This window comes from Acinetobacter lactucae (genome assembly GCF_013344765.1).
GTDB lineage: Bacteria > Pseudomonadota > Gammaproteobacteria > Pseudomonadales > Moraxellaceae > Acinetobacter > Acinetobacter lactucae_A.
Genome location: NZ_JABVBF010000022.1, coordinates 13,504 through 27,981, shown reverse-complemented (window position 1 = coordinate 27,981; position 14,478 = coordinate 13,504). Strand labels below are relative to the sequence as shown.

Below are 14,478 nucleotides of genomic sequence, written 5' to 3'. Positions count from 1 at the left end.
GGGCATGATATTACTGAATTATTAAGTTTATATTTATTTAATAAATTTAAAATAAATTTTTCGGCTACAGAAATTGAACAATATTTAAGGCTGACTATTGATACGAGCGAATTAGATACTTATCATACTTACAAGGATCTAAAAAATTTTTTTATAAATTAAAAATAAATTATTCAATTTATCTTTAGATATTCTACTAAGCCATTATTCATATTGTAATGGCTTTTTAATTTCTCCAACCGCTCTACTTTAATACGATTGTCATTTCCCACGCTTGACGCCAACAAGAGTGAATACTATCCTTTGCGGGCTGGCCTACATTGCCAGTTGGTTTTAGCAGACCATCAGCCAAAGTACACGAAAAAGTCTAACTTTTTTGTGGAAATCCCTGTGTGCCCCCTTTGCGGTGGAATGATCTGACCCCATAAAGTTGGACAGTTAATTAGACAGTTTTAAAAACTGATTTCTATATTGTACAGGGGATAAACCTTGTAGCTTCACCTTGATTCTCTCATGATTATAATAATGAATATATTCTCGTATAGTTTTCTCTAATTCATCAATTGATTGAAATTTTTCACCATGAAAGCATTCCGATTTTAATATTCCAAAGAAGCTTTCGATTACAGCATTATCCAAACAATTTCCCTTACGAGACATACTTTGGATTAAATCATGTTGCTTTAATTGCTGCTGATAATGAGCCATTTGATATTGCCAACCTTGATCTGAGTGAAGTATTGGTTTTTCATGTTGTTTAAGTTTAGCTAAAGCATGAATTACCATATCTTTGACTAACTCATAATTGAGTTTACGTTGGATTTGGAAGGTAATAATTTCCCCATTAAATAAATCTATAATTGGTGATAGATAAAGTTTTTCACCTTTTAAATTGAATTCCGTCACATCAGTTGCCCATTTTTGATTTGGGCGATTTGCTTTAAATTGCCTTTGTAAAACATTATCAGCTATCGTTCCTACACAGCCACTTTTATGTGAACGATATTTTAGTGCTCTAATACGTGATTTGAGCCCCATAGATTTCATGAGGCGATATACACACTTATGGTTGATGATTATTCCTACATTTTTTAAAGCAAGGGTGATTCTACGATAGCCATAACACCCTTTATGCTTGTGATATATGAGCTTAATCTGCTGTTTTAGCTCAGTATATTTATCATTAGAGCGTAGAGCTTTCATGTGATAGAAATAAGTACTACGAGCGATCTTGGCAATGTTGAGTAGTAGCTTTAAAGGATAAATTTGCCTTAATTCTGAAATAACTTGAACACTATCTGCAGTAGAAATTGAATTTAAGTACGTTGCTTCAGTTTTAAGGCTTTTAGCTTTGTTAAAAAGGCCACCTCTGCTCGTAAAGCGGTCACTTCATCAATGAGCTCTTGCTGAGATTTATCTTTGTCATCTTTTATAGGCTTGGTTATTTTAGTTTTATCTTGTTTAACCATATTGGTATAAATCCTCGTTGTATTAAACCCAGCAATCCCTTCTTTATGATACTGAGCTAGCCACCTTCTTAAAATTGACGTCCCGCTCAGATTTAATCGTCTTCTAACTTCTCTTACAGGTACCTTATCAAGAAGCATTTGTATAGCCTTGATTTTAAATTCTGGAGAATAATAAGTCTTTTGAAATTTGACATTAAGGCCATCTTCACCTTGTGCCTTATAATTTTCAATCCATAGCCGGACTGTTTGGAGATCTACATTAAATTCTTGTGAAAGGACTTTATAACCTTTACTCCCATCTAAATAAGCTTGAATGACTTTTAATTTTAACTCTTTTGAATGCTTTGGAACTGGCATGGTATGCACCTTTTAAGTTGAAAAAGTCTAACTTATGGGGTGCAGTTCAGAACGGAAGGGGGACACCCTCGGGTGTGCTGGATTCTTTGGCTCCAGTCTGCTAACCCTCTTTCGTTTCACCACCATTATTTAGCAGTAATGCGGTGAAACTTCTTTTATAGCCAAAGGAGTCCGCTATGCGTACTAATTCTTCTCAATTTTTGGCCTTTGCCAAACTCTCTCTACACATACCGCCTAACTGGTCTTTAAAACGCTTTAACCGTTTGTAGGTTTTTATGACCTTAAATCGTTACGACTAAAAAATCATAGCAACAATAAAACCGAGATAGGTGAGCACACCTCTTGTGCCGCTTTTGCATGCCTGTTTTTAGCACTCATTTTAAGAGTGACGGCATTTCTATCTCTTTTAGATACAACAAAAAATTATTTTAAGCGGTATACATGAACAATTTAGAATCTTCATTTAGAGCACTACGAGTGCTGCACACGGCAAAAGATTTATTTACTCAAGATGGGTTTAACACGGTGGGGGTTGACCGAATTATTGCTGAGGCCAAAATTCCCAAAGCGACTTTCTATAACATCTTCCATTCAAAAGCACGACTCATCGAGATGTGTTTAACCTTCCAAACGGATGCGCTCAAAGTAAAAGTCCTTTCAATTATCAATTCATATAGCGAACTTATGGTGTTCGATAAACTCAAGCAAATTTACTTTTTACATGCCAATTTAGAAGGGTTTTACCGTTTGCCATTTAAAGCAATTTTTGAAATTGAAAAGTGCTATGCAACGGCTTATCGGGTGGTTGTTGATTATAGGAACTGGCTTATAAATGAGATTTATAAGCTACTTCTTACTATCAAAACTACCGCCTCAATAAAAGATGCGAACATGTTTCTATTTGCAATTGATGGAGCAATGGTCCAGCTGTTAAGTGCCAATAGCATAGATGAACGGTATAAATTACTAGATTACTTTTTATTTATGCTATCTGAGCATTCAACTTAAACCTTAAAAATAAAAAAGCCCGTGATTGGGCTTTTTTATTTATTCGAGCTCTAATTGATCATCATCTTTTGTAACTTTGATTTTCAATTTTTTATATTTACGTTTGTTGGGATCTAAAGCAGAGTTTGACACTTCGTCAGCAAATTTTGGATTCTGCATGAGTTTGGCATAGGCTCTGTAACCTATACGAATTCTGGTAGGTGGACAATCTGTTCTTCTGGAATAATATTCAATAAGCGAATTTAATTCCTGTAACAAACTCTGATGTTCCATTGTATTGGTTATTTTCTATGTGTTAATAAGTCATTTCAGCATACTGAACTTTACAAAAATTAAAAAGATGTGATTGATATGCACTTTTTGCATTAGTGATAATTTAATATCATTAATTTCTAATAGTGTTAAATGAGTCTCAAACATTTTGTTTTTATGATTATTTTTTAATCAAATTGTAATGTGTAAGGTATAAATTAATTATAGAAAAAGAAAAAAGATAGAAGATTGCCACGGATAAGAACTACTTAAGCAATTTTCTCGAACCGTAGAATTAAGCTGACTTTAACGAGTCGGCTTTTGTTTTTGTAGTCAAATAAAAAGCCCTTGAGCGGGCCTTTTACGGGTTTAAATGGTCATTAAAACTTAAGTTTTTTAAGCCCACGGCTCACGCCATTTTGTAAGGCTGCCTTAATAATTGGGCCAATAAAAGGAACGCGACCTTTGAAGCTAATGGTGTAATCTAAACGAGTACGGTTATTTCCCAAGTCCGTAAACTTCATTACACCACGGTGGGCTTTGATTGGGCTAATACCACTCGTGATTGCGTACTCAATCAGTTCATTTTCTTTATAGACTAAATTTGTTTCTACAAATGAAGGGGTCAGAGGAATAGACATTTTACGAGCAGAGCCAACACCATTACGAGCGTCTTTTCCGTTGCTAATGCGAGTCACTTTAGCAGGAGCGAAAAGTTTACTTAAATTTTCATGCTCACTCAAGGTCGCAAACACCTTGTCTACAGGTGCATTAAATTCTTGTATGATGTTGATTTTTTGAGTTTTTAACATCTTATTCCCTCTAGAAATTATTTTGACATGGACAATTGTCAGAATTTGGATATTAGCATGCTTTGGGTAATGGGGGAATTCTTCTTCGTCGGAGTTTTGAGTACTCATCAATCAGAAGCTGAAGCTGTCAATTGACCTAAATAGAAAAATTTATGTCTTAAGTTAACATAGTGAATTTAAGCTTAAGCACCTAATATCTATTTTTGGGATAAGAACGAGTACAACAAAAATGAATACTGTTCAACCAACAAAGCCCGCAGGTGTTATGCGGTATTTAATCAGTAAATTAAGCGTAATAGGGTTTGTGGTTTGTATCACAAGTGCATCTGCCGCTAAAGAAATAAAATCAGGAGATTCGGTAATGGATTATCAAAATCAAGCCGCTTGGCAACAAATTCAAGAATTTCTTCCTCAAGAATTTCATATTCCTAAAGACCAATTACCCAAAGAAGAATGGTGGGCTTGGAATGGTAATAACATCCATTTAGATACTTATCGAAATCCAAATGCAAAAATTAAAGTGATTTTATTTCATGGTGTAGGTACGAATGGCCGACAAATGTCGATGATTTTAGGTAAACCATTAGCAAATCGGGGATATGAAACAATTGCTGTTGATATGCCTGGCTATGGTGTCACTCAAGTTAGCAAAGGAAAGGTTATTAGCTATAACGATTGGGTACAGGTTGGTAGTGATTTAATTGATATTGAATTAGCAAAAGATAGTCGTCCGATTGTGCTTTATGGCTTAAGCGCGGGTGGAATGCTCACTTATCACGTTGCCGCAAAGAATAAAAAGGTGAAAGCAATTGTAGGTATGACCTTTCTTGATACAAGTAGCCAGAAGGTTAAAGACACTGTGGCAAGGAATTTATTTATGAGTCGAGTAGGGACACCAATTGCACATTTAATGGCAAAAACTCCTCTGGCCTCAATGCGGATACCAATGAGCTGGACAAGTAAAATGAGCACTTTGGTGAATAATAAAGAGGCTTTAAAGGTCTTTATGAAAGATAAAACCTCGGCTGGCAACTCGGTTTCACTCATATTTTTAGACTCATATATACATTACAAACCAGAAGTGACGCCTGAAGAGTTTGATGTGGGCCCAGTCTTGTTAACTCAACCTGAAAAAGACCTTTGGACCCCACTTGATTTAAGTACACCATTTCTTAGCCGTATTCAGAAGGTAGCTGTAAAAACCGTAATATTGGAAAATGCAGGGCATTACCCTCTAGAGCAACCGGGCTTATCTCAAATGGTTGATGCGATTGATAGCTTTTACAGCACTACAGTGAAATAACGAGTAATTGTGACTCGTTTTAATTTTCCTAGTTATGGTTTTTATTTCGTAATTTTTTTGAGGAAAGGCTGAATCACAGACCAGTTGGTTGAAATCCAGCAAATAAATGAACCGGCCGTAACCATGGCTGTTCCTTGCCAAAAACTCAAAGATAATTGAGTTTGTAAAATAAACATTGCCAAAATAGACGAAATAATAGGAGTGAAATAAGAGGCCACCACAAGCATGGTGGTGTTTCCATGAATGATGCCAATGTTCCATGCCGCATAGCCAAAACCAATGGCCGCAGATGCGACTAAAAGGGTGATGACTGTAGGAATATCCATTGAGGGAATAGCAAATTGCCCCGACAGAAGCAGTTTGAGCCATAGAGTGAGCGCGACACCAACAAAGAAAATAGAGATCGGGTTTTGCCCATTACTCATTTTTTTAGTGAGTACACAGTAAAAAGCCCAAATAATGGCACCTATAAATGCCAAAATATAGCTCAAAGGATTGCTATGAAAATTATCAACAATGCTACGTAGACTAAAATCACCGCTTCCAGTTTGAATAAAAACAATGCCGGAAATTGAAATAAGTAAGCCAAGAATAATAAGAAAATTAAACTTTAATTCCTTAAAAATAACAAAAGCCAAAACCGTTAAACTCGGCCACAGATAGTTAACAATGCTAACTTCAATTGCTTGTTGGGCTGTTTCGGAATAAGCAATCGCAAATGAAAAGCACACCTCGTAAGCCACGAACAGAATGGTGCCAAATATTAAATATTTTTTAGAGATCTGCTTAAAGTTTGGAACTTTGAAAATAGCAAGCAACAGTAGCGCACTGAAGGAATAAACAAGCGTAACACCTAGCTCAGGACCAATGGCGGCACTGACTTGCTTCATCAGACCGACCAGAGATGCCCACATGAGAATGGCGCTTAAACCAATCAATGTTGCTAGATTTTTTGACATAAAATTCAGTAAATAACGGTTAAAAAATGGTAAAAGATTAAGCTATGCTAATGAAAGGAGTAAATTTTCAAGATAAGGAATATAGGACAAATTATATAAAATATAAACAATTAAATTTATTGATTGGTTGAATCTGCTATGTTTATTTAGCATTCATTTGAGTAAAGAAATTTCGGATAAAACAACATTTGTACGAGGAAAATATGGAAGTCATTAAAACGGTTGGTGTTGTTGGAGCAGGTGTAATAGGTGCAAGTTGGACAGCCTTATTTTTATATAAAGGATTTAAAGTTAAGGTTTATGACCCGTATCCTATAGATGAAGTGGTTTTTAAGAAAAGAATATCTGCAAATTTAAACGATTTATTGGCTTTAGATGAAAATGCTGAACACAGTTATTCTCCGCAAGATATGCTTCTTCATCTGGAAATTTTTAATCACTTAAAAGATGCAGTTTCAGATGTAGATTTTATTCAAGAAAATGCCCCTGAACGTCTGGATGTGAAACAACAGCTATATCAAGACATCACAGCATATTGCCCTGAACATACTATTATTGCTTCAAGTTCATCGGGCTTAAAAGTCTCTGATTTTCAAAAAGAGGCGCAGCATCCTGAACGTATTTTATTAGGTCATCCTTTTAATCCGCCCCATCTTTTACCTTTGGTCGAGATCGTTGGCGGTAATTTGACCGATCCCCAAATTTTGAAACAGGCTTCTGAGTTCTATAAACAACTGGGCAAAAATCCAATTGTTTTAAATAAAGAAGTAAAAGGGCATGTCGCAAACCGTTTGCAGGCTGCGCTATGGCGAGAAGCTTTTTCATTGGTTGAACAAGGCGTGTGTTCTGCCGAAGATGTTGACATCGCGATTACCAGTGGGCCGGGTTTAAGATGGGCGCTCTTTGGCCCCTACATTAATATGCAGCTTGCCAACCAAAAGGGCTTTAAAGAGGCGATTCATCATTTAGGCCCACCAATGACAGAATGGTGGAACGATATGCAAGCATTTCAACATTCGGATGAGACAACAGAGTTGTTGGAAACACAAACCAACCAGCTGTTAACACAATATAAAGATATCGATTTATACCAAACCAGAGACAAAGGTCTGGTCGATATCTTAAAGCTCAGACAGCAACTCAAGTTAGATTAAGACTAATCTTTACGACAAGGCCAATCATTTTATTGCTGAGATGATTGGCTTTTTTATTTTCAAGATGCACAATTTTGAGTGCAGTTTTTTATTTTTAGACTTAAACCGCACCCAAACAGCTCAAGTTTAGTATTACTTTTAACCAAAATCGTAATACTAAACTGGCATGTCCTTTGCATAGTCATAAACAATCAAAAGTGATCTAGGGTTCCGATACTTACAGTATGACTGGACCGAGAGTTCACGGTTCCTAGCGAACTACACGGAGGGATAAAAGCCCGGGAGGAAGTCTAAAACTATCCGACAGGAGTAGCTATGAACACTGCAAATTATCATAACAATCAGGCAATTTGGACCGAACTTTTACCCGGAGGACATCACTGGTCGGGTCGTATTCAAAAGGGAACTCTTCTTAGATTTACATCCCTCGGCGCTCAGGCAAATGTTTCTTTGTTTTGTGTAAATGCTGCCGATGTGCTTGAACGTTTTAACATGCCCGACAGTTTAAAAGGGCAACATACAGCCTATTTAAAAGCTTCTAATGTGCTCTATTCAGACCTCGGCCGGGTCATGGCTTCCATTGTTCACGATGACCATGGTTGGAACGATGCACTTTGTGGTCCAAGCCGACCTGAGCAAATTGAAAAGCAATTCGGGACCCGTACATTTCAAGATGCCCGCAATGATATGTACCAAAACGGCTTAGACAGCTTACTCATTGAAATGTGTAAATACGGACTTGCCAGCCAAGACCTGAGTGCCGCAGTTAACCTATTTTCTAAAGTTGTGCCAGACGAAAACGGCGCTTTGTCTTATGTCAGTTCTGATAACACCGACCAAATCATTGAACTACGTTTTGAAATGGACTGCTTACTATTTTTATCTGCCGCGCCGCATGGTTTAGACACTAGCCCAAGCTATCAACCTGCCGATATTCAACTCAGTCTATTTAAAGCCAACTCTCTAACAGACAGCGATATTTGTCGTGATGCATGTTCGCAAAATCAGCGTGCGTTTCAAAACACAGCCCGCTACTACGCGCTTAGCAATATTTAAATCAGGAGAAGCATCATGACAGTTTTACAATCATTTGAAAAAGCAGTTTTAAATGAAGTTTGTCCTGCGGGTGAAGCGTGGATGTGCGAGGTTAAAAAGGGCCAGTATTTTCGAATTATTGATCTTGAAGGAAACCAAGCGGTCGATACTTTGTTTATGAGTGCCGAAAATCCGACTGAGCGTTATAGCGCAATGGATACTTTGGCCATCAACCAACACATTTATTTAGAAAAGGGCACCAAGCTCTACAGTAACTTTGGTCGTCCAATTGCCGTTATTCATGATGATAACTGCGGTCGCCATGACACCATTGGCGGTGCCTGTTCATGTGAAAGTAATACTGTTCGCTATGCACATGAAACTTACCCAATGCATAGTTGCCGTAACAACTTTATGTATGCCTTGGCAAAACACCCAATTGCAAAAAAGCATGGCTTAAATGTCCGTCATATCGGCCCAAACATTAACTTTTTTATGAATGTGCCTGTTACGCCAGATGGTCAGCTTAAATTTGATGATGGAATTTCAGGCCCCGGTAAATATGTCGAAGTTCGGGCAGAAATGGATTTGATTGTTTTAATTTCCAATTGTCCGCAGCTAAACAACCCATGCAATGCTTATAACCCAACCAAAATTCAATTGGTTGTCCGTGAAGCGGAAGGGGTGTAAGCATGTTTAAAAAAGTTCTGATTGCTAACCGCGGTGCAATTGCCTGTCGCGTGATTCGCACCCTAAAAAAACTCGGGATCGCTTCGGTGGCTGTTTACTCCGAAGCCGACCGTGATTCGTTACACGTGACTTTGGCCGATGAAGCTTTTCTGATAGGTCCTGCGCCTGCGCATCAAAGTTATTTAAATATTGAAAAAATCCTTGAGGTTGCTAAACAGTCGGGAGCAGAAGCCATTCACCCCGGTTATGGTTTTTTGTCTGAAAATGCCGAGTTTTGTGATTTATGTGAAAGCCAAGGTATCGCTTTTATTGGGCCAACTTCAAGCCAAATGCTCGATTTTGGTTTAAAACATACTGCCCGTGAACTCGCTATTAAAAGCAATGTACCTTTACTTCCGGGCAGTTCACTCCTTGCAGATGAATCTGAAGCCTTAACTGAAGCGGCCCGAATTGGTTATCCAGTCATGCTGAAGAGTACCGCAGGCGGTGGTGGTATTGGCATGCGTCTGGTTTGGAACGAAACCGAGTTAAAAGATGCCTATCAAACCGTGTCTTATTTAGCGCAGGTCAATTTTAAAGATGCAGGTTTGTATTTAGAAAAATTTGTACAACATGCACGCCACATCGAAGTGCAAATTTTTGGTGATGGGCAAGGACAAGTTTTGGCGTTGGGTGAGCGTGATTGTTCGGTGCAACGCCGTAATCAAAAGGTGATTGAAGAAACACCCGCGCCCCACCTAAATGAACAGCAACGTGACTACCTTCAAAAAGTTGCGATTCAACTCATGCAGTCGGTGAACTACCGCTCAGCGGGCACGGTTGAGTTTGTCATGGACACCGAAACCCAAGAATTTTATTTCTTAGAGGTCAACACACGTTTGCAAGTCGAGCACGGCGTGACCGAGCAAGTTTTTGGTGTCGACTTAGTCGAGTGGATGGTTACTTTGGCAAGCGGTGACTGGTCAGCATCCACTGAAAAGTTAGAGCCAACAGGACATTCCATTCAGGTTCGTCTTTATGCTGAAGACCCGATTAAACAGTTCCAGCCGAGTGCGGGTTTACTCACTCATGTGAAATTTGACCCGAAAGCACGTGTTGAAACATGGGTAGAAACAGGTTCAACGGTGTCGTCTTTTTATGACCCAATGATTGCCAAAATCATTGTGACTTCTGCAACACGAGACCAAGCCATACAGGCAATGAGTGCTAGTCTTGCCAACACGCAAGTGGCAGGCATTGAAACCAATCTGGAATATTTACAAAACATTATTGCTTGCGATGTGTTTGCTTTAGGTACTCAAACCACTCGGTTTTTAAATACTTTTGAATGGAAAACTCAAAAAATTGAGGTGTTGCAAGCTGGTATTCAAACCGCTATTCAAGACGTAACAGGTCGATTAGGTTATTGGGATGTTGGTGTGCCGCCATCAGGTGCAATTGATCCACTTAGTTTAACTGTGGCAAACCAGCTTTTAGCCAATGAACCAAATACGGCAGGACTTGAATGTACCTTACAAGGGCCAACTTTAAAGTTTCATTGCGATAGCCAAATTGTGATTACTGGCGGTGATATGCCATCAAAACTTGATGGTGAACTTGTGCCGATGTGGCAAACCATCAATGTGAAAAAAGGCCAGATTTTAAAATGTGGGCTTATTCACTCAGGCTGCCGTAGCTATATTGGTGTGAAAGGTGGTTTCGATGTTCCTGAGTATTTAGGATCACAGGCGACTTTCACTTTAGGGCAGTTTGGTGGGCACGCAGGCCGTAATTTATTAATTGGTGATATGCTGCCAATTACTGAATATTCCGCTCAATCGACCACCGCCTTAGCTCAAGCACAAATTCCTAGCTTTACCCAAAACTGGGAAATTGCAGTCATGTATGGTCCACATGGCGCACCAGATTTTTTCACCAAACAAGATATTGATACCTTCTTTGTCAATGAGTTTGAAATTCACTATAACTCAAGCCGTACAGGCATTCGTTTAATTGGACCAAAACCTGAGTGGGCACGTGAAGATGGCGGTGAGGCAGGCTTACATCCATCCAATATTCACGACAATGCTTATGCGATTGGGGCAATTGATTTTACGGGTGATATGCCTATTATTTTGGGTCCGGATGGTCCGAGCTTAGGAGGCTTTGTCTGTCCTGCGGTAGTCATTCATTCCGAGCTTTGGAAAATTGGGCAATTAAAAGCAGGTGATAAAGTCAAATTTGTACCTGTGAGTTATGCGCAAGCAAAAGCACGCGATCAAAAATATCATCAAAGCTTAACCGCGACCGATACAACTCAAATCGATTTTAATCCAGTTATTCAAGCAGAACCCGACACTTTAAAAGATGCAGTTTTGGCCACTTTAGAAGGTGAAACTGATTTACCAAGCGTGACTTATCGACCAGCAGGAAATAGCTATTTGTTGGTGGAATATGGTGAGTTAGTACTCGATTTAAATTTACGTTTCCGTATTCATGCGCTCATGCAATGGGTCAAAGATCAAAACATTCAGGGCATTATCGACCTAACACCGGGTATTCGTTCACTACAAATTCATTTTGATTCCATTCAACTCGATCAACGTGAACTTTTACAGAAACTTCAACAAGCAGAAGCCGAGTTACCTGATATTCAAAATATGCAGGTACCTTCAAGGACGGTCTATTTGCCTTTGGCTTGGGAAGATTCACAAACTCAACTTGCCACCGAGCGCTACACGCAAATTGTTCGTCCAGATGCGCCTTGGTGCCCAGACAACGTCGAGTTTATTCGCCGTATTAATGGTTTGGCTTCTAAGCAAGCAGTTAAAGATGTGGTCTATAGTGCGAACTATTTAGTAATGGGTTTAGGCGATGTGTATTTAGGTGCACCCGTTGCAACACCGCTCGACCCACGCCAACGTTTAGTCACCACAAAATATAACCCTGCGCGAACTTGGACACCTGAAAATGCCGTGGGTATCGGCGGAGCGTATATGTGTGTATACGGTATGGAAGGGCCGGGTGGCTATCAGTTTGTTGGCCGTACGACTCAAATGTGGAGTCGTTACCGTAAAAATGCCGACTTCGAAGATGGCAAACCGTGGTTATTACGCTTTTTTGACCAAGTTAAGTTCTATGAAGTTTCTGAGACTGAACTTCTGCAAATGCGCGAAGACTTTAAAGCAGGTCGTCTACAACTTCGCATTGAAGATGGCGTGCTCAACTTAAAAGAATACAACGAGTTTTTAAAGACTCATCAAGACAGTATTCAAGCTTTTAAAGATATGCAACAAGCTAACTTTGAGGCTGAGCGCCGCCGTTGGCACGAAGCAGGCTTGCAAGAATATATTTCTGAAAGCCTAGATGCTGTTGATGAAGGCGAAACCGTTGCTATTCCTGAAGGAGGCTGTGCAGTCGAATCGCACATGCCAGGTTCAATTTGGAAAATCGAATGTGCATCGGGAGATATTGTTGAAGAAGGTGCAACACTTGCAGTCATTGAGGCAATGAAAATCGAAATTCCAATTATTGCACCCGAACGCATGAAAGTTGAAACCATTACTATTGAAAAAGGGCAAACTGTAAAAACGGGGCAAGTGCTATTTACCTTGGCACCTGTGGCCTAAATTAAAAAGAGAGCATCGATATTGATGCTCTCTTTAAATCTTATGCTTCGGTCAAATGCTTTAATACTTTATGACCATGTTCAACAGCTTTTAACTTAATTTCAGACTCTGAATTGCCCGATAAAGGCGATACGTCATAAAGCAAAAATGTGCTGCTTAACTGCATTTGCGTATATTGAATTGAATATTGAACTGCTTTTAAAAAGCTATCAGTTAAGTTTTCTCGGTCGCTCACCATGTTGGCTTCTGTTTGGCCGACCGTCATACTAATAATGACTTTTTTATCTTTTAATTTGTCGCCTTGAGAGCCATAAGCAAACTGATAAGTAAAAACATCATCAAACCATAATTTCAAAATTGCCGGCATATTAAACCAGAACATTGGATATTGCAGAATGATCGTATCGTGGCGTAACAACGCTTCTTGTTCAGCACTTACATCAATTTGATAGTCCGGATAGAGCTGGAAAATATCTCGGACTTCAAGGTCTGGATAGGTTTTAACGAGTTCATTCACAATCGTTTTATTTGCAATAGATTGAGCGTAGTAGGGATGAGCCAAAATAAGTAAAGCCATGAGAGTGCCTTTAAACTATAAAAATAATAGCCACTATAATTTTTATAGTATTGGTGTACAATAACTATCAAAGTTGATAGGTAGCGTTTAAAAATGGCAAATACTGAAAATACATGTGAAGTTACGGTAAACGGAAAAACTTATCCATGTCATATCAGTATGGCTATGGATTTAGTCGGTGGAAAATGGAAATGCGTGATTTTGTATTATTTAAAAGATAAGCCGAAACGTTTTAATGAAATCAAGCAACTCATTCCTACAATTACTGAAATGACATTAAGTCTTCAACTCAAGCAGTTAGAGCAAAGTGGCTTAATCTCTAGAACGGTTTATGGTGAAAAAGCACCGATCAAAGTTGTCTATGAAATGACTGAGTTTGGAAAAACTTTTAGGCCAGTTTTAGATTCTTTATATGTATGGGCGCATAGTTTGATTAGTCTATCTGAGGTTGCAGAATAAAAGTTCGATTCACAGTTATTATAATTAATATAAAAGATTGATTTTTTAATGCTCACTTCAATTAGCCCTATCCCTGTGCATGGGGCTTTTTTTTGCCCAAAAATCACTCATAAATTCCTACCAAGTCCATCAAAACGACGCTTAAAAACTGGCACATTTTCTGCATCTCTTACTAGTAATACAAAAACTGAATTTGGTAATACCAAACTAGAGGTGCGATATGAACGATGTAAAACCCGTGGTTCAACCAAAGCCAACTTTAAAAGCCTTTTTAGTCGAATTACTTAGCGTACGTGCAGGCGTATATATCAAACAAAACAATCAAGCGCCTAAAACAAAAGGATAAGACTGTGGCAAAACAAAAGTTGGCTCGAATCAGTATTACCGTACCTGAAACAACACTTAACGCACTCGATCAAAAAATTGTCGAGCAGAACTATGAAAGCCGCTCGCAAGCCATTGTCGACATGATTAATAAACACCTGATTGCAGAGCAGGCACAGGCCAATGAGGTCATGGTGGGCACCTTGACGTTGCTTTATGACGCCAGTCAAATGACCTTGCGTAATCAATTGGTCGATTTACAACAACAGTTTTTAGCACAAGTGATTAGTTCACTTCATATCCAGCTCGACCAACAAAAGATATTGCAAGTCATGTTAATGCAGGGTGCGAGTTCTGAGCTTAGACAAATTAGCCAGCAATTTATTGTGCTTAAAGGGGTGATTAAAGGGCATTTAGAACTGATGGATGCCGTCATGCCGCCTATACAGCAAAATGACTAAATGAGGAGTA

The 14,478-nt window shown here is 38.8% G+C and carries 15 protein-coding genes and 1 riboswitch; of the genes, 9 read left to right on the top strand and 6 right to left on the bottom strand.

Annotated features, from left to right (window positions below; genetic code table 11):
• Positions 1-438: 438 nt before the first annotated feature.
• Both HUN22_RS04315 and HUN22_RS04310 read right to left on the bottom strand, forming a co-directional pair.
• Entirely contained in the window at positions 439-1,284 is an 846-nt protein-coding gene (locus tag HUN22_RS04315; protein WP_368074573.1) for an IS3 family transposase, read from the bottom strand.
• A 32-nt stretch (positions 1,285-1,316) separates the two neighbouring features.
• Positions 1,317-1,826 (bottom strand): helix-turn-helix domain-containing protein, encoded by a 510-nt coding sequence (locus HUN22_RS04310; RefSeq protein ID WP_174726649.1) that lies wholly within the window; start codon positions 1,824-1,826, stop codon positions 1,317-1,319.
• Positions 1,827-2,267: 441 nt separating this feature from the next.
• Between HUN22_RS04310 and HUN22_RS04305 the strand changes: the two genes are divergently transcribed.
• On the top strand, positions 2,268-2,834 hold the full coding sequence (locus HUN22_RS04305; protein ID WP_174726648.1) for a TetR/AcrR family transcriptional regulator: 567 nt from the start codon (positions 2,268-2,270) through the stop codon (positions 2,832-2,834).
• Positions 2,835-2,873: 39 nt separating this feature from the next.
• Here HUN22_RS04305 and HUN22_RS04300 read toward each other — a convergent pair whose 3' ends face one another.
• Positions 2,874-3,107, bottom strand: coding sequence for a hypothetical protein (locus HUN22_RS04300; RefSeq protein WP_174726647.1), 234 nt, complete (start codon positions 3,105-3,107; stop codon positions 2,874-2,876).
• A 359-nt stretch (positions 3,108-3,466) separates the two neighbouring features.
• On the bottom strand, positions 3,467-3,898 hold the full coding sequence (locus HUN22_RS04295; RefSeq protein ID WP_174726646.1) for an SRPBCC family protein: 432 nt from the start codon (positions 3,896-3,898) through the stop codon (positions 3,467-3,469).
• A gap of 229 nt (positions 3,899-4,127) precedes the next feature.
• Between HUN22_RS04295 and HUN22_RS04290 the strand changes: the two genes are divergently transcribed.
• Entirely contained in the window at positions 4,128-5,201 is a 1,074-nt protein-coding gene (locus HUN22_RS04290) for an alpha/beta hydrolase (protein WP_174726645.1), read from the top strand.
• A 41-nt stretch (positions 5,202-5,242) separates the two neighbouring features.
• Here the strand turns inward: HUN22_RS04290 and yddG are convergent, their stop codons facing one another.
• On the bottom strand, positions 5,243-6,160 hold the full coding sequence (yddG, locus tag HUN22_RS04285; protein ID WP_174726644.1) for an aromatic amino acid DMT transporter YddG: 918 nt from the start codon (positions 6,158-6,160) through the stop codon (positions 5,243-5,245).
• Positions 6,161-6,363: 203 nt separating this feature from the next.
• Here yddG and HUN22_RS04280 point away from each other — a divergent pair, with 203 nt between their 5' ends.
• The 4 genes from HUN22_RS04280 (at position 6,364) to uca (ending at position 12,647) form a co-directional block, all read left to right on the top strand.
• The gene (locus HUN22_RS04280) at positions 6,364-7,314 is read left to right on the top strand and encodes a 3-hydroxyacyl-CoA dehydrogenase NAD-binding domain-containing protein (protein ID WP_174726643.1); all 951 of its coding nucleotides are present in this window, start codon (positions 6,364-6,366) and stop codon (positions 7,312-7,314) included.
• Between the two features lie 191 nt (positions 7,315-7,505).
• A riboswitch (guanidine-I (ykkC/yxkD leader) is annotated at positions 7,506-7,601 on the top strand.
• Between the two features lie 28 nt (positions 7,602-7,629).
• Complete coding sequence (locus HUN22_RS04275) at positions 7,630-8,370, top strand: urea amidolyase associated protein UAAP1 (protein WP_174726642.1); 741 nt, start codon at positions 7,630-7,632, stop codon at positions 8,368-8,370.
• Between the two features lie 15 nt (positions 8,371-8,385).
• Positions 8,386-9,039, top strand: a complete 654-nt coding sequence (locus HUN22_RS04270) for an urea amidolyase associated protein UAAP2 (protein WP_003651023.1) — start codon at positions 8,386-8,388, stop codon at positions 9,037-9,039.
• A 2-nt stretch (positions 9,040-9,041) separates the two neighbouring features.
• A complete protein-coding gene (gene uca / locus HUN22_RS04265; RefSeq protein ID WP_174726641.1) occupies positions 9,042-12,647 on the top strand; it encodes an urea carboxylase in 3,606 nt (1,201 codons plus the stop codon).
• 40 nt (positions 12,648-12,687) lie between these two features.
• Here the strand turns inward: uca and HUN22_RS04260 are convergent, their stop codons facing one another.
• Positions 12,688-13,224, bottom strand: coding sequence for an NAD(P)H-dependent oxidoreductase (locus HUN22_RS04260; RefSeq protein ID WP_174726640.1), 537 nt, complete (start codon positions 13,222-13,224; stop codon positions 12,688-12,690).
• A gap of 93 nt (positions 13,225-13,317) precedes the next feature.
• Here HUN22_RS04260 and HUN22_RS04255 point away from each other — a divergent pair, with 93 nt between their 5' ends.
• From HUN22_RS04255 to HUN22_RS04245, 3 genes are all read left to right on the top strand, one after another.
• Positions 13,318-13,683: a winged helix-turn-helix transcriptional regulator gene (locus HUN22_RS04255; RefSeq protein ID WP_174726639.1), complete on the top strand. Its 366-nt coding sequence runs from the start codon at positions 13,318-13,320 to the stop codon at positions 13,681-13,683.
• Between the two features lie 220 nt (positions 13,684-13,903).
• Complete coding sequence (locus HUN22_RS04250) at positions 13,904-14,029, top strand: hypothetical protein (protein WP_174726638.1); 126 nt, start codon at positions 13,904-13,906, stop codon at positions 14,027-14,029.
• Between the two features lie 4 nt (positions 14,030-14,033).
• Positions 14,034-14,468: a CopG family ribbon-helix-helix protein gene (locus tag HUN22_RS04245; RefSeq protein WP_001118705.1), complete on the top strand. Its 435-nt coding sequence runs from the start codon at positions 14,034-14,036 to the stop codon at positions 14,466-14,468.
• The last annotated feature ends 10 nt before the right edge of the window (positions 14,469-14,478 follow it).

Coding starts and splice junctions, on each gene's coding strand:
- HUN22_RS04310 (WP_174726649.1), bottom strand. CDS start 1,826: ATGCCAGTTCCAAAGCATTCAAAAGAGTTAAAATTAAAAGTCATTCAA.
- HUN22_RS04305 (WP_174726648.1), top strand. CDS start 2,268: ATGAACAATTTAGAATCTTCATTTAGAGCACTACGAGTGCTGCACACG.
- HUN22_RS04300 (WP_174726647.1), bottom strand. CDS start 3,107: ATGGAACATCAGAGTTTGTTACAGGAATTAAATTCGCTTATTGAATAT.
- HUN22_RS04295 (WP_174726646.1), bottom strand. CDS start 3,898: ATGTTAAAAACTCAAAAAATCAACATCATACAAGAATTTAATGCACCT.
- HUN22_RS04290 (WP_174726645.1), top strand. CDS start 4,128: ATGAATACTGTTCAACCAACAAAGCCCGCAGGTGTTATGCGGTATTTA.
- yddG (WP_174726644.1), bottom strand. CDS start 6,160: ATGTCAAAAAATCTAGCAACATTGATTGGTTTAAGCGCCATTCTCATG.
- HUN22_RS04280 (WP_174726643.1), top strand. CDS start 6,364: ATGGAAGTCATTAAAACGGTTGGTGTTGTTGGAGCAGGTGTAATAGGT.
- HUN22_RS04275 (WP_174726642.1), top strand. CDS start 7,630: ATGAACACTGCAAATTATCATAACAATCAGGCAATTTGGACCGAACTT.
- HUN22_RS04270 (WP_003651023.1), top strand. CDS start 8,386: ATGACAGTTTTACAATCATTTGAAAAAGCAGTTTTAAATGAAGTTTGT.
- uca (WP_174726641.1), top strand. CDS start 9,042: ATGTTTAAAAAAGTTCTGATTGCTAACCGCGGTGCAATTGCCTGTCGC.
- HUN22_RS04260 (WP_174726640.1), bottom strand. CDS start 13,224: ATGGCTTTACTTATTTTGGCTCATCCCTACTACGCTCAATCTATTGCA.
- HUN22_RS04255 (WP_174726639.1), top strand. CDS start 13,318: ATGGCAAATACTGAAAATACATGTGAAGTTACGGTAAACGGAAAAACT.
- HUN22_RS04250 (WP_174726638.1), top strand. CDS start 13,904: ATGAACGATGTAAAACCCGTGGTTCAACCAAAGCCAACTTTAAAAGCC.